General features: G+C 73.3%; 16 protein-coding genes. 14 read left to right on the top strand and 2 right to left on the bottom strand.

All coding sequences use genetic code 11. The features are described from left to right. Window positions 1-35: 35 nt before the first annotated feature. Window positions 36-1,265, top strand: a complete 1,230-nt coding sequence (locus ACZ7L5_RS34765; RefSeq protein ID WP_471521935.1) for a PP2C family protein-serine/threonine phosphatase — start codon at window positions 36-38, stop codon at window positions 1,263-1,265. Between the two features lie 12 nt (window positions 1,266-1,277). Here the strand turns inward: ACZ7L5_RS34765 and ACZ7L5_RS34770 are convergent, their stop codons facing one another. Continuing rightward, window positions 1,278-1,433 (bottom strand): hypothetical protein, encoded by a 156-nt coding sequence (locus tag ACZ7L5_RS34770; protein ID WP_365054996.1) that lies wholly within the window; start codon window positions 1,431-1,433, stop codon window positions 1,278-1,280. Window positions 1,434-1,654: 221 nt separating this feature from the next. Between ACZ7L5_RS34770 and ACZ7L5_RS34775 the strand changes: the two genes are divergently transcribed. Next, a complete protein-coding gene (locus tag ACZ7L5_RS34775) occupies window positions 1,655-2,059 on the top strand; it encodes a hypothetical protein (RefSeq protein WP_471521938.1) in 405 nt (134 codons plus the stop codon). Here the strand turns inward: ACZ7L5_RS34775 and ACZ7L5_RS34780 are convergent. Beyond that, the gene (locus ACZ7L5_RS34780; protein WP_471521940.1) at window positions 2,028-2,516 is read right to left on the bottom strand and encodes a hypothetical protein; all 489 of its coding nucleotides are present in this window, start codon (window positions 2,514-2,516) and stop codon (window positions 2,028-2,030) included. The genes ACZ7L5_RS34775 and ACZ7L5_RS34780 overlap by 32 nt on opposite strands. 214 nt (window positions 2,517-2,730) lie before the next feature. On the opposite strand from ACZ7L5_RS34780, the gene ACZ7L5_RS34785 reads away from it, so the two are divergent. The 12 genes from ACZ7L5_RS34785 to ACZ7L5_RS34840 all read left to right on the top strand — a co-directional run bounded on the left by ACZ7L5_RS34785 (window position 2,731) and on the right by ACZ7L5_RS34840 (window position 14,069). Then, window positions 2,731-3,330, top strand: coding sequence for a DUF998 domain-containing protein (locus tag ACZ7L5_RS34785; RefSeq protein ID WP_471521942.1), 600 nt, complete (start codon window positions 2,731-2,733; stop codon window positions 3,328-3,330). A 55-nt stretch (window positions 3,331-3,385) separates the two neighbouring features. After that, the gene (locus tag ACZ7L5_RS34790) at window positions 3,386-4,129 is read left to right on the top strand and encodes a DUF1775 domain-containing protein (protein WP_471521944.1); all 744 of its coding nucleotides are present in this window, start codon (window positions 3,386-3,388) and stop codon (window positions 4,127-4,129) included. 107 nt (window positions 4,130-4,236) lie between these two features. Beyond that, window positions 4,237-4,452 (top strand): hypothetical protein, encoded by a 216-nt coding sequence (locus ACZ7L5_RS34795; protein WP_471521946.1) that lies wholly within the window; start codon window positions 4,237-4,239, stop codon window positions 4,450-4,452. Continuing rightward, the gene (locus tag ACZ7L5_RS34800) at window positions 4,452-6,788 is read left to right on the top strand and encodes a heavy metal translocating P-type ATPase (protein WP_471521948.1); all 2,337 of its coding nucleotides are present in this window, start codon (window positions 4,452-4,454) and stop codon (window positions 6,786-6,788) included. Before ACZ7L5_RS34795 ends, ACZ7L5_RS34800 begins: the two co-directional genes overlap by 1 nt. Then, window positions 6,785-7,363 carry a copper chaperone PCu(A)C gene (locus tag ACZ7L5_RS34805; protein WP_471521950.1) on the top strand — a complete coding sequence of 193 codons (579 nt, stop codon included), beginning with the start codon at window positions 6,785-6,787 and terminating at the stop codon, window positions 7,361-7,363. Before ACZ7L5_RS34800 ends, ACZ7L5_RS34805 begins: the two co-directional genes overlap by 4 nt. Window positions 7,364-7,545: 182 nt before the next feature. Continuing rightward, window positions 7,546-8,277, top strand: a complete 732-nt coding sequence (locus ACZ7L5_RS34810; protein ID WP_471521952.1) for a hypothetical protein — start codon at window positions 7,546-7,548, stop codon at window positions 8,275-8,277. Between the two features lie 250 nt (window positions 8,278-8,527). Beyond that, on the top strand, window positions 8,528-9,235 hold the full coding sequence (locus ACZ7L5_RS34815) for a sigma-70 family RNA polymerase sigma factor (protein WP_471522113.1): 708 nt from the start codon (window positions 8,528-8,530) through the stop codon (window positions 9,233-9,235). A gap of 112 nt (window positions 9,236-9,347) precedes the next feature. After that, the gene (locus tag ACZ7L5_RS34820) at window positions 9,348-10,418 is read left to right on the top strand and encodes an ABC transporter substrate-binding protein (protein ID WP_471521953.1); all 1,071 of its coding nucleotides are present in this window, start codon (window positions 9,348-9,350) and stop codon (window positions 10,416-10,418) included. After that, on the top strand, window positions 10,415-11,482 hold the full coding sequence (locus ACZ7L5_RS34825) for a FecCD family ABC transporter permease (RefSeq protein WP_471521955.1): 1,068 nt from the start codon (window positions 10,415-10,417) through the stop codon (window positions 11,480-11,482). The genes ACZ7L5_RS34820 and ACZ7L5_RS34825 overlap by 4 nt, the downstream gene beginning before the upstream one ends. Then, the gene (locus tag ACZ7L5_RS34830) at window positions 11,479-12,339 is read left to right on the top strand and encodes an ABC transporter ATP-binding protein (protein ID WP_471521957.1); all 861 of its coding nucleotides are present in this window, start codon (window positions 11,479-11,481) and stop codon (window positions 12,337-12,339) included. Before ACZ7L5_RS34825 ends, ACZ7L5_RS34830 begins: the two co-directional genes overlap by 4 nt. A gap of 28 nt (window positions 12,340-12,367) precedes the next feature. Next, window positions 12,368-12,592 (top strand): hypothetical protein, encoded by a 225-nt coding sequence (locus ACZ7L5_RS34835; RefSeq protein ID WP_471521959.1) that lies wholly within the window; start codon window positions 12,368-12,370, stop codon window positions 12,590-12,592. 112 nt (window positions 12,593-12,704) lie between these two features. Then, a complete protein-coding gene (locus tag ACZ7L5_RS34840) occupies window positions 12,705-14,069 on the top strand; it encodes an MFS transporter (protein ID WP_471521961.1) in 1,365 nt (454 codons plus the stop codon). The last annotated feature ends 2 nt before the right edge of the window (window positions 14,070-14,071 follow it).

Genomic DNA, 14,071 nt, shown 5'->3' on the forward strand with positions numbered 1-14,071 from the left:
TGCGCTGGTTCCAGACATTTCACAGACCGGCGACGGTGCAGCCCGTCGCGTCCCCCGGCGTACCCGAGCAGGACGTCGGCATGCCGTCCCGGCTGACCGAGCCGCGCATGGCGGTGGAGCGGATCGGCACCACGCTGGACGAGGGCGTCACGTACGCCGAGCTGACCCGGGAGGCGGCCGCGCAGACGGGCGGCACGGCGGCGGTCCTGCGGGGCGGGAGCGGAGCCGGTGCGGGGTACGTGGCCGTCCACGGAGACCCGGCGGTGCTGCCCGACATCCGGCGGGCCCGGGCCGCGGCCAAGGAGGCGGCACGGCAGGCGACCGGCCCGGACGAGGGCAGGGCCGCGGTCATGTCGTCCGGCGGCCCCCGGCCCGTGCTCTGCGTCCCCCTGGTCACCGACGGGCTCCGGTACGGCGTACTGGTCTGCACCCGCGACCGGCCACCGTTCACCCAGGCGGAGGCGGAGTTCCTCGCTCTCCTCACCGAACGCGCCGCCTCCCACATCCGGCACGCCCGGGAGCATGAGCGGGTCAAGGGCATCGTCGGCAAGCTCCAGCGGGCCCTGCTCGCCGAACCCGGGCGACCGCACCCGAACCTGGATGTCGCCATCCGGTACATGCCGGTCGGGCAGAGCGCTCTCGTCGGCGGCGACTGGTGCGAGACCGTCCGCCTGCACTTCGGCCGGACGCTGCTCGTCGTCGGCGACGTCATGGGGCACGGCCTGGAGGCGGCCGTGGACATGACCGCCTACCGCTCCGCCCTGCGCTACATCGCCTCCGCCGACCTGCCGCCACACCGCGTGCTGCGCCAGCTCGACGACATCGCCGCCACGGAACCGGAGCGCCGGCCGGCCACGTGTCTGATCGCGCGCCTCGACCCCAACCGGGGCCAGGTGACCCTGGCCAGCGCCGGCCACCTGCCCCCGGCCGTGATCGACGGAGAGGGGCGCACCTCACTGCTGCCGGTGCCGGTCGGCCCGCCCCTGGGCACGGGCCTCGGCGGCTACGAGCCCGCTACCTACAAGCTCTCGCCGGCCCAGACCCTGCTGCTGTTCACGGACGGACTCGTCGAGCATCGCGGTGAGGACATCGACCACTCCCTGGACCGGCTGGCCGGAGTCGGCTTCGAGTCCGGCGTCGGCGTCGAGGGCGTCATCGACACGGTGCTCGCCCGCCTCGATGCCGTGAACGCCGAGGACGACGTCGCCGTACTCGCCGCCCAGCTGCACGAGCGCTCCCCGCTCCCCGGTGAGGCGCAGAGCTGAGCCGTCCCGCGCTCACCAGTCGTCGCCGTCGTACTGCGCGCCCGAGACGTACGGGTCATGCCGCCGTCCCGGCGATCCGGACGGCTGGGCGGCCGGCGGCAGGCCCGCCTCGTGCAGTGCGGCGCACCACGGGCAGTCGGCGGTGTCCTCGCTGTCGTTCCGGTCCATGGAAGCGGCTCCTGTCTCGATCGAGGCGAACGGTGTCGCGGCGGTGCCGGACGGTCTCCCGCCACGGACGCTGCGGGGATGGTCGGGGCGGCGCCGGAGGGGTGCGGGGGTGGTGCGCGTCGGCCACACCATGGCTCCATCCGGGGGATGCGCTCACCCGACTGGGTGGTAGGGGGCGCGATGGGCGTACCACCGGCGCACGCCTCGGCGTTGGCCCCGGCATGGACAGCACTGAGGCGGCGCGGCGTTTCCTCGGAGGCGACGCCGCACACGTGTCGTACGTCGTACCGGTCACCGGCGTCCGGGGCCAGCCGTCGATCTACGCGGCGCTGGTCGCGGAGTGGCAGGCCCACGGCCGGGCCGTGCCCCGGCGTCATGCCCCACGGCGGGACTCCCTGGCCACGGCCTACGGCCAGGAGCAGGCGGTCACCTCCTGGACGGTCGGCCGGTTCACCGGACTGGCCCGGGCCGTCGGCGCCGAACCGGCGCGTGAGCAGCACGTCGAGTCGGCCGAGCGTGTACCGGCCGTCGTCGTTCCCCGGGGCCTGCCCGGACCGTTGGGGCTGTGGGAGTGGAGCGGGAGCAACGGACGCGTCAGCGTGGCCGCCCCGCGTACGGACGACTGACGCGCGCCGGACCGCACCCCGCCAGGCCCGCCTCGCGCAGCGCCGGCGCCACGACGGCGGGGTCGTAGAGGGCGCCGGTCCCGTCGGGTGGCAGCAGCCACTCCAGGCGCCATCCGGCGCGCAGGTACGGCGGTGGTACGGCGACCCATGACCCCCTGCCGACATGGCGCACGCCCGGTCCGACCCACTCGGCTGCCGGATCGGGCGGCAGGAAGAAGCCGACCCTGCGCGCCCCGCAGTTCACCAGCACGGGGCCGGACGCCCGGGGCTGCGCCCGTCTGAGCAGATCCAGGGCGCTCAGGCCGAGGAGTTCGGGGACGCTGAGCACGTTCCAGAGCCGTCCGGCCTCCAGCAGCACCGCATCCGCACCGTCGTCCCACTGCTGCTTGCACGCCCGAGGATCCGCGGCGGCCGCGGCCAGCCAATCGACGGCCTGCTTCCCCATGGTGCGCTGCATGTCTGTCCTACCCCCAGCACTCGCCGACCCTGCCGACCCGGGCAGGGCCCCTCATGCTGGTGGATATTTCTATGCGCCGGAAGGGGTGGCGCGGCCTGGCGTTTGCGGTCGTTTCGTTCGAAAGTCGCAGGTCAGTTCGTTTCCGGGGGTGTCATGTGCCCGTCCTCTGCGTGTGCGCGGCGAGCTGACCGAGGTGACGTTCTACCGTAGTTTGATGCGACTTGTCCCGAGATGGGCCCTGTTCTCGTCGGGATGTGCGCCGGTCGTGCTGATCGCGGGCTGGGCGATCGCGGCGCAGCTCGAAGGGCCCCGCTACGACCCCGCCACCCAGACCATCAGTGTCCTGGCGGCCTACGGCGCCGCGGGCTTCTGGGTGATGACGGGAGCCCTGGCCGCCCTGGGCGTCTGCCATTTCGTGACCGCCTGGGGGCTGCGGCCGGCCGCGCTGCCCGGGCGGGTGGCGCTGGGCGCCGGTGGCGTGGTGGCCGTGGTGGTGGCGATGATCCCGCCGCCGAGCAGCGGGGGATCACTGCGCCACGGTACGGCCGTCGGGGTCGGCTTCGCCCTCCTGGCACTCTGGCCCGTACTGGCCGCCGATCACCGCGTCGCCGGACCGTGGGCTCTGCGGCCCGGACCCGCCCTCACAGCTACCGCATTGATGCTCGTCAGCGCGGCCTGGTTCATGATCGAGATGTTTCAGGACGGTCCCGCGGGCGTCGCCGAACGCCTTGTGACGGCCATTCAGTCCCTGTGGCCCTTCGTGGTCGTCGCCTCCTGCCTCCGCCACCCTCCCGACGAGAGCCCCTCGCGCTGAGCCGTCCCCTGCGCTTGAATGCAGCGACCACATCACCGGTACGAGGGAGTCGCACGTGCCCCGCCCCACCCTGCTGACCCGCCGCCTGAGCCGCACCGGCGCCCTGACCGCGGTCGCGTTCGCGGTCGCCGTAACCTTCGCGGGACCGGCCGCGGCGCACACCGAGGTGGAGGCGGAGGGCGCCCGGGCACTCGACCAGAACGTCGCCCTGACCTTCACCGCGGAGTCGGAGTCCGCCTCCGCCGGGATCAGCAAGCTCGAGGTGATCCTGCCCGAGGGCCTCACCCCGGCCGACATCACCTTCGAGGAGGGCCCCAAGGGCTGGAAGTTCGCCCCCACCAGCCGGGGCTACACCGTCTCCGGGGACAAGCTCGCGGTCGGCGAGGACGCCGAGTACGTCGTCGCCGTACGGCAGTTGCCCGACGCCAAGTCGCTGGTCTTCAAGACCCTGCAGAGCTACAGCGACGGCAAGGTGGACCGCTGGATCGAGCTGGAGGAGGAGAGTGGCGGCGACGGCCACGGGCACGGCCACCCCGCGCCCCGCCTGGATCTGAAGGCCGCAGCACCGGGCGCGAAGGCCGTCAGCCCCACGCCCAGCGAGGAGCCCACGGCCGAGAAGCCGGCGACGTCCACACCCCCGACCGGTGCACCGTCGTCCCCGTCGGCACAGGCCGCGGCCGACGACACGGACGGCGACGACGGCATGCCGGTGGCCCTGCCGATCGGTATCGGCGCGGCCGTCGTCGTGCTCGGCGCCGGGGCGTGGTGGTTGAGGAGCCGTCGGAGCGGAGCTTCCTGAAACGGCGGCTGGCGAGGCATCCGTATGAGGTGAACCACCGGAGGGCCGGGAACTCCCTGCCCTCCGGGCCCGACTCCTGAAGCGGAACGCACCTCAGGAGGCCGGTGATGAAAGAACCACGCAAGCTTGTGCCACCACCCGCCCTCTGCGGGTTTCTGCTGCTGCTCGCCCTGATCTTCACGGCGTCGTACGCCGTCGGAGCAGCCACCGGGCCCGTCGCGCCCGGCATGCACCGCTCCGGGACGAGCGGTGACGGCGGCGGCACGGATTCCGGGGACATGGACATGGGGGACATGGACATGCGGCACGGGAGCGGCGGCTGATGGCCACCGAACCGGCACCCCCGATGACCACCACGGACCTCACCGTCGGCGGGATGACCTGCGCGGCCTGCGTGCGGCGGGTGGAGAAGAAACTCGCCAAGCTGGAGGGCGTGACCGCCACGGTCAATCTGGCCACCGGGCGCGCCCGCGTGAGCCATCCGCCGGACGTCCGCCCCGAGGAACTCGTGGCGACCGTCGAACAGGCCGGATTCACGGCCGCGTTGCCCGAACCGCCGAAGGCCCGGCAGCGTCGGGACGGACAGGGGCGCCGGAGCGAGCAGGAGCCCGAGGGGGCCGAGGACGTCCGACAGGAGCGTGAGCGGCTGCTGGTCACCGCGCTGCTCGCCGTGCCGGTACTCGTACTGTCGATGGTGCCTGCCTGGCAGTTCCGCAACTGGCAGTGGCTGTGCTTCGTCCTGTCCGCGCCGGTCGCCGTGTGGAGCGCCTGGCCGTTCCATGTGCGGGCGCTGCGCGGCCTGCGGCACTCGACGGCGACCATGGACACGCTGGTCTCCCTGGGAGTCGTGGCGTCCTTCTCCTGGTCGGCGTACGCCCTGTTCCTGGGCGGCGCGGGTGCGCCGGGGATGCGGATGCCGTTCAGCCTGCTGCCCGCCGCCTCGGACGGCGTCGCGCACGTGTACCTCGAAGCGGCCGTCGGCGTCCCGCTGTTCGTGCTGGCCGGCCGGTTCCTGGAGGCGCGGGCACGCCACGGCACCGGCGCGGCACTGCGCTCACTGGCCCGGCTCGCCGCCAAGGACGTGTCGGTACGCGAGGACGACGGCGCCGAACGCCTCATCGCCATCGAGGAGTTGACGCTCGGGCAGGTCTTCGTCGTACGTCCCGGCGAGCGGGTCGCCACCGACGGAGAGGTGGCGGAGGGCAACTCCGCCGTGGACCTCTCGCTCGTCACCGGGGAGAGCGAGCCCGTCGAGGTCGGACCCGGCTCGACGGTGGTGGGCGGCGCCGTCAACGCGGGCGGTCTGCTCTTGGTACGGGCCACGGCAGTGGGCGCGGACACTCAACTCGCCCGCATCACACGGCTGGTGACCGAGGCGCAGGCCGGGAAGGCGCGGGCGCAGCGACTGGCCGACTCCGTGGCCGGGGTGTTCGTGCCCATGGTGCTGGCACTCGCCGCCACCGTGCTCGGGTTCTGGCTCGGTGCCGGGGCCGAGCCACAGGCCGCGATCACCGCGTGCGTGGCCGTCCTGGTCGTGGCCTGCCCCTGTGCGCTGGGCCTGGCGACCCCGACCGCGCTGATGGCCGCCACCGGACGCGGCGCGCAGCTCGGCGTCCTGGTCAGGGGCCCGCAGGCCCTGGAGGGGCTCCAGCACATCGACACCGTCGTCCTCGACAAGACCGGCACCCTGACGTCCGGGCACATGAGCGTCACCCGCGTCACGACCGTGCCCGACGGGCTCGGCAAGGAAGCCGTGCTGCGGCTGGCCGGGGCGGTGGAACAGGGCTCGGAACACCCGCTGGGCCGCGCGATCGTCGCGTACACGCGCAGGACCCTGCAAGGGCCGCTGCCCGAGGTGGGCGACTTCCGTGCGGAGGCGGGCCGGGGCGTGCGCGGCCGGGTCGAGGGCCGGCTGGTCGAAGTCCTCGCGCCGGACGACGAGATGCCCGCGGCGCTGGCCGAGGCGCTCCCGGCAGCGGAGGCAGCCGCGCACACGCCCGTCTTCGTCCGCGTCGACGGGGTGACGGTGGCGCTGATCGAGATCGGGGACGTCGTACGACCGGGCAGCTACCGCGCCGTGGACCGGCTGCGGCGGCTCGGCGTGCACCCGGTCCTCGCCACCGGCGACCGCGAGGCACCGGCCAGGGCGGTCGCGTCCGCCCTCGGCATCGAGGAGGTGCACGCCCGCCGCACACCGGAGGACAAGGCTGACCTCGTACGGGAGTTGAGAGCACAGGGCCGCCGGGTCGCGGTCGTCGGCGACGGCGTCAACGACGCGGCGGCGCTGGCCGGTGCCGACCTCGGCATCGCGATGGGCACGGGCACGGATGTCGCGATCGGGGCCGCTGACGTGACCCTGGTGCGCGGCGAGATCGAGGCCCTCGGCGACGCGGTCCGGCTCGCCCGGCGCACCCTGGGCACGATCCGCGCCAACCTGCTGTGGGCCTTCGGCTACAACCTGGTGACCGTGCCGCTCGCCATGGTGGGCCTGCTCAACCCAATGGTCGCCGCGGTGGCCATGTCGGTGAGTTCACTGCTCGTGGTGGGCAACAGCCTGCGGCTACGGGCCTGGCAGCCGGCGCCGACGCCGGCCCGGGCGGGCGCGCAGGGCCAAGACCGGGGCCGCAAGCCCGTCAGCACTGGAGGTCGTACCCGATGAGCGTGCCCACGGCCCGGCGAACGGCCGAGCCGACGACCGAGCCGACGAGGGGGCGCACGACCGACCCCCGAGCCTGGCGCCGGACCCGTCGCCGGATCACCGACGGCCTGCTCGCCGCACTCGCTCCCGTCGCGGCGTGCGGCGTCGCCCTGGCCGGTCTGACCACCTGGGTGGGCTCCGGCAACGCGGGCAGCCCGGCGCGGATCGCGGTCACCGACGGGCGGGTCTTCCTGCCGTACGGCGACGTCCGCGACACCGCCGCGTTCTTCCGGATCACCAACTCCGGGGGCGCGGACGACCGGCTGCTGAAGGTGACATCGTCCGCCGTCGACGGCGACCTGGAGCTCAGCCGGTACCGGATGACCAACGGCCGGATGGCGTATGCGGAGACCGTCGACTCGGCCCGGGTGCAGGCCGGCGGCGGCCTGGCCATGTCGCCGTACGGCCTGGACGTGACCCTGCGGGCCGACCCGGAGTGGCAGACGGGCATCTACGTGCCCTTCACGCTCCACTTTGAGCATGGCGGGCGGATCGAGGTGCAGGCGGTGGTGATCCGCCCCGGCGGGCAGCGGTGAAGGCAGTCCACGGCTCGGGACGCCCCCATAGCCGCCGCACTCCAACTGTCGGTCGGAGAGCGCGCCCAGTTCCCTCTTCGTGACGTGTCCTGTATCACTCTTCTGGGCTTGAGTGCGGGATGGGGGTGTTGTGCGTACCCACCCGTGACGAGTGGGCCCCGGATGCGAGGATGAGGGCCGTCATGACTGCTGGGTGGTGTGTGCGCGCGATTCGGGCCGCGGTGTTCGCGTCCGTCTGTGTGCTGCTCGCTGCCCTCGGCCACGTGCTGATGTCGGGCGCCGCCGTCCCGTGGTGGACCCTGGCCGCCGGTGCCGCCGTCACGGGCGGCGCGGGCTGGTGCCTTGCGGGCCGGGAGCGGGGACTCCCGCTGGTCGTGTCCGTCGTGGTCGCCGCCCAGGGCGGGCTGCACGCGGCCTTCGAGTTCGCGCAGTCCTCCGTCGGCGTCGGGCACGACATGGGTGCCATGGGCTCCATGTCCGGCTCCACGTCCGGGCAGACCGGCTCCATGGACCACATGTCGATGGGATCCATGGGCTCCACGTCCGCAGACCACGCGTCCACCGCCCATATGGGCAGCGGCCACATGGGCATGAGCCACATGGACCCGGGCCACATGGGGATGGGCCACGACCTGGCCGGCACCTCCTCGCTCGGCATGTTCGCCGCCCACACCCTCGCCGCGCTGCTGTGCGGCCTGTGGCTGGGGCAGGGTGAGCGTGCCGCGTTCCGCATCCTGCGGGCCGTCGCCGGATGGCTTGCCGCCCCGCTGCGGCTGTCGTTCGTTCTGCCACTACCACCGCACCGCCCGCTCCCGCGTCCGCGGCGCGGGCGTTCCGAGCGTGCGCCCAGGCTGCTTCCGCTCGTCCACACGATCACCTCTCGGGGGCCTCCGGCGGGGATCGCTGTCGTCTGAGACAGCCGGTTCCCCGAGGCCGTACGGACACGGACGTCGACACGTCGACGCCGGCCGTGCCTCGGGCCCCGGTCGTACCTGCCGTACGGCCGTGTCCCCTGCATCCCCGGACTCCTGCGGTACGGAGTGCGCATACGGAGCGCCCGTACGCCGTACACCTGCGTGCCCGGCGCCCGGCGGCGACGCCGCAGCGCTCGCCGCCGTCGTGTCGGCCGCCGTGCCGGAGTCCGGAATACCGAGAAGGACTCAGGTGATCACTCCTGCCCTGCCCTCCTCACGCGCGACCCGCGTGAGCCAGCCGAAGGCAGCAAAAAGTTCCAGAACGGCGTCCTGCGACGAGTCGACGACCGCGTGGGCACTGGCCGCCCGTGGTGGTGACCCGGATGCCACCGACCGTTTCGTACGCTCGCTGCACCGTGACGTCGTGCGGTACGTGGCGCATCTGTCCGCCGATCCGCAGGCCGCCGACGACCTGGCCCAGGACACGTTCCTGCGCGCGCTCGGCAGTCTCCACCGGTTCGAGGGCCGTTCCTCGGCGCGCGCATGGCTGCTGTCCATCGCGCGTCGCGCGGTCATCGACAGTCACCGGTACGCCGCCGCACGGCCGCGGCTGTGCGACACCGACGACTGGACGCTGGTGGCGGAACGCGCCCAGCCGACCGGCCTGCCGGGCTTCGACGACGGCATCGCGCTGCTCGACCTGCTCGACGCGCTGCCCGACGAGCGCCGCGAGGCGTTCGTCCTGACCCAGATGGTGGGCCTGCCGTACGCGGAGGCGGCCGAGATGAGCGACTGCCCCGTCGGGACGGTCCGCTCGCGCGTGGCCCGGGCCCGCGCGACTCTCGTAGAGCAACTGACCGAGGCCGAGGCCGATGCCGAGGCCGAGGACGCCATGGCGGTCGCCGAACCGGTCGTCGTCGAACCGGCCGTCGTCGAACCGGCCGTCGCGGCCGCGTGACCGGCTGCCCGGTGTCGGTTCCCCCTGCCGGGAACTGACACCGGGTTCGCCCCGACTACTGAATCGGGCGGCGGAGTTCCGCCCGTGCATCTAGTGGATCTGGGGAGTTTCGATGCGTTCTCGTGTGGGGCGGGCTACGACGGCCGCGGTGGTCGGCGGCCTACTGGCGGCGGGCTGTGGCGGCGGGAGCGGCGACAGCGCGAGCCGGGCCGCCGGGAAGGGCGAGTCCGCGGGTTACCCGGTCACCGTCACCGACTGCGCGGGCGCCAGGACCACGTTCAGCTCGGCCCCGGAGAACATCGTCACCAGCAACGCCTCCAGCCTGGAACTGCTGCTGCGGCTGGGTGCGGGGGACAAGGTGGTCGGCACCGGCTTCCCGCCCGGCAAGGGCACGTTGCCCGGTGAACTCGACGCGCAGGCGCAGCAGGTGAAGGTGCTCAGCGACACCGTCATCCCCAAGGAGAAACTCCTCGGCTCCGGCGCCGACCTGTACATCGACACCTTCGCCTCGATGAACATGGGCGCAGGCATGGGGGACGCGCCGACCGAGGAGGAGTTCGAGGCGGCCGGCATCAAGCACGCCTACCTGAAGTCCACGGCCTGCGCCGCCATGAGCAAGAGCCCGGTCACCGACCTGTCCGCCGTCGAGGACGACATCACCTCCCTGGGCGCCGTCACCGGGACGCGCGGCAAGGCGAAGGAACTCGTCGACGGGATGAAGCAGAAGGTGGACGCCGTCCGCAAGGCGGTGGCCGGCACACCCGAGAGCGAGCGGCCGACCTACTTCTTCTTCGACTACGACGCCGGCACCAAGCAGCCCATGGCCGTCTGCAACCGGCAGGTCGCCAACGCGGTCATCACCCTCGCCGGGGCCCGCAACGTCTTCGCCGACTGCGACGGCGACTACAAGCAGGTCGGCTGGGAGGACGTGATCGCCAAGAACCCGGACTGGATCCAGCTCGGCGTGCGCAACCGGGGGAGTGAGGCCGCGAACAAGAAGGCCTTCGACGAGGCACGCGAGTGGCTGGAGTCGAACTCCGCCACCAAGGGCCTGAACGCCGTCAAGAAGGGCCGCTTCCTGCGCATCGGCTCCGAGCAGACCACCATCGCCGGGGTCGAGAACGCCGCCACCGTCGAGGAGATCGCGAAGACCCTCCACCCGGGCAAGGTCGCCCGGCCGTGACGGCCTTGCTGTCGCGGCGCGAGACGGCTCCTGAGGCTCGAACGGTGCCCGTCGGGCCGCTGGCGTCGGCACTCGGCGTCGTGCTCCTGGCCGCGCTGACGGCCGCCGTGGCCTGGGGTTCGACGTCCGTCCCGCCCGCAGAGGTGTGGAGTGCGGTGTGGCACCGGCTGTCCGGCGAGGCGCCGCGTCCCGGCACGAACGACCTCATCGTCTGGCAACTCCGCGTCCCACGCGCCCTGTTGGCGGCCCTCGTCGGCGCCGGGCTCGGTCTCGTCGGTACGGCGGTGCAGGCGCTGGTGCGCAACCCGCTGGCCGATCCGTACCTCCTGGGCATCTCCAACGGTGCCTCCCTCGGCGCCGTCGCCGCGATCGTGCTCGGGCTCGGGGCCGGTGGCGCGCTGGGCCTCGGGCTGTCCGGGGCGGCCTTCGCCGGGGCCCTGGCCACCTTCGCGCTGGTGTGGGCCGTGGCCCGCAGGGGCGGTGGGTTCGCGCCGCTGCGGCTGGTGCTGGCCGGGGTCGCGATCGGGCAGTTCCTGTCCGGGTTCACCAGCTACCTCGTGCTCCAGGCGGGCGACGAGCAGCAGACCCACAGCGTGCTGTTCTGGCTCATGGGCAGCCTCAGCGGCGCGAACTGGGACCTGCTGGCCGTCCCGGCCGTCGCGGTACCGGCCGGGTGGCTGTGCCTTCAGGCGCGAGCCCGGGGACTGAACGCCCTCCTGATGGGCGACGAGACCGCGGCCGGGCTCGGCATCGACGTCACCCGGCTGCGGCGCGAACTGTTCACGGTGACCAGCGTGCTCACCGGTGTGCTGGTGGCCGTCTCGGGCGCGATCGCCTTCGTCGCGCTGATGGTGCCGCACGTCTGCCGGCTGGTCGTCGGCGGGGACCACCGCCGCCTGCTGCCAGTCTCGGCACTGTTCGGGGCGCTGCTGCTGGTCGTGGTCGACATCGTCTGCCGTACGGCCATGGACACGCAGGAGTTGCCGGTCGGTGTCGTCACCTCGCTGATCGGTGCTCCGGCACTGCTGTATCTGCTGGACCGGCGCCTGGGGAGCGGCAGTTGAGGATCGACATCGAGGACCTGCACGTCGCGTACGCCGGCCGTACGGTCGTCGCCGGTGCCCAACTCATCGCGGCGGAGGGCGAGATCACGGGCCTCGTCGGACCGAACGGCAGCGGCAAGTCCACGCTCCTGCGTACCGTCTACCGGCATCTGAAGCCGGCCGCGGGCCGGGTCCTGCTGTCCGGCGCCGACCTGCGCCGGCTGACCCCCGCCGAGACGGCCCGCCATGTCGCGGCTCTCCCGCAGGAGCGGGGCGGCGACTTCGAGCTGACCGTCCGCGAGGTCGTCGCCATGGGCCGTACGCCCTACAAGCGGGCCTTCGCCGGGGAGGACACCACCGACCGGGACGTCGTCGCCCGTGCCCTCGCGGACGTCGGCATGGAGCACCACACCGGGCGTCGGTTCACCGAACTGTCCGGCGGGGAACGCCAACGCGTCCTGCTGGCCCGGGCGTTCGCCCAGCAGCCGGACGTCCTGGTCCTGGACGAGCCCACGAACCACCTCGACATCCGCCACCAGGTGGAGCTGCTCGCCCTGCTGCGCGCCGGGCGCCGTACGACCCTGGTCTCTCTGCACGACCTCAACGCCGCCGCCTCCGTCTGCGACCGGCTGCACGTGCTGCACGACGGCCGGGTGGTCGCGTCCGGGCCGCCCCGCGAGGTGCTGCACCCCACCCTGCTGGCAGAGGTGTTCGGCGTACGGGCGACCGTCGTGGACCATCCGCTGACCGGTGATCCGCTGATCGCCTTCGATCACCGGGCGCCGGCGGACGAGTCCGACGGGCACAACAACAGGGATGTCCCCGTGTCGGCCCCGAGCGGCGTCTCGGGGACCGGACCCGGGCGGTCACACCGGTGAGCGCCCACGATCGCGAAAGGTTCGCACTATGAGCGACATCGAAGGCATCTCCGGCCTGGACCCGGTGGCCACCTTCTGCGGCAACTGCGACTGCGGCTGTCCGCAACTCTTCGTCGACCCCGCCGCCCCGGCAGAGCGCCGGGTGGTCCTCACGGACGACTTCGGGCAGCGGGTGCAGATGAGCGCGGACCAGTTCTCGTCGCTGGTCGCGGAGGCCAAGTCCGGCAAGCTGGACGGCCTCGCCACGAACTGATTCTGTATTTCATCATATTTCCGGCCATGCTCGGGAACTCGGCCCCGTGTGCTCCCGACCTCTGGAACGAGGCTGCTGACCGCAGTCGACCGTGAGGGGGAGGGGCGCGAGAGTGAAGGACCGCTGGGTTCTCGTGGCCGTGGCGGGCGCGCTGTCGTTCGTGGCGATGCTCGACATGAACATCGTCAACGTGGCGCTGGCCGACATCGCCGAGGGCCTGCACGTCTCGGCCGCCACGGCACAGTGGGCGGCGCTGGGCTATCAACTCCCGGTCGTCGCCCTGCTGTTGCCGGTCGGCCGGTGGCTGGACGGCGCGGGCACGCGGCCCGCACTGCTGGCGGCCACCGTCGGCTTCGCGCTGTGCAGCGCCCTGGCCGCCCTGTCTCCCTGGGCGGCCTGGCTGATCGCGGCCCGGATCGGCCAGGGCGCCTGCGGGGCCGTGCTGTTCGTGCTGATGCCGGTACTGGTGGTCCGTGCCGTACGGCCCGCAGTGCGCGCCCGTGCCATGAGTGTGCCCGCGACGCTCGGCCCGCTCGGCGCCGTGACCGGCCCCGCGGTGGGCGGGCTGCTGCTGGACCATCTGGGCTGGCGCTGGGTCTTCCTGGTCAAGATCCCGTTCTGTCTGCTGGCGTTGATCGTGGCCTGGAGGGCGATGCCCGAGGACGGGAGGATGCGCGTGCCCGATCGGCGGGCCCTGGCCGACGCGTCGGCGGTGGCCGGTGGGTTGGCAGCGCTGCTGCTCGCCCTGACCCTGGGGTCCGGGGAGCCGCCGTGGTTCCTGCTCGCGGTGGCCGCCGTGCCGCCGCTGTGGTGGTGGCTGCGCGGACCGGGCGGCCGTCCGGTGACGGGCGTCCTGCGGGCGGCGGGGCTGTTCCGGGCACACGGCTCGGTGCTGACGCTGGCGGCCGGGTTCGCCGCCATGCACTACGTCGTCGCCCTGCACCTCCGGCGCGACGACGGCATCAGCGCCACCGCGACCGGGCTGACCGTGCTCGCCTTCCCGCTCGGCATGGCGCTGGCCGGACCCCTGGGCGGACGGCTCGCCGACCGGTACGGCCTGCGACGGGTCGCGGTCACCGGCGCCTCCCTCACCGCGGCAGGGCTCCTGCTGCTGATCCCGCTCGGCGACGCCTGGTCCCCGCCCGAGGTGGCGTGGCGGCTGGCGCTGGCCGGCGTCGGGATGGGCCTCAACGGCGGCCCGACCCAGGCTCTGGTCATGGGCGCGGCCCCGGCGGAGCGCACCGCCACCGTCGGCTCGACGGTGCAGGTCGCCCGTGGCCTTGGCTTCACCCTGGGCCCCGCCATGGCCACCGCCGCCTGGGCCCTCGCCGGCCCCGGCCCCGGCCCCGGCGACGGGGCGCGGGCCGGGCTGGCGCTCGCCGCCGTGGCCGCCTGTCTCGCCGTACCGCTGCTCGCCCTGCCCGGCCGACGGAACGCCGCCGCGCAGGAGCGCACCACCGACACCGTCTCGACCTGATC

This window comes from Streptomyces sp. NPDC107528, from assembly GCF_055639295.1.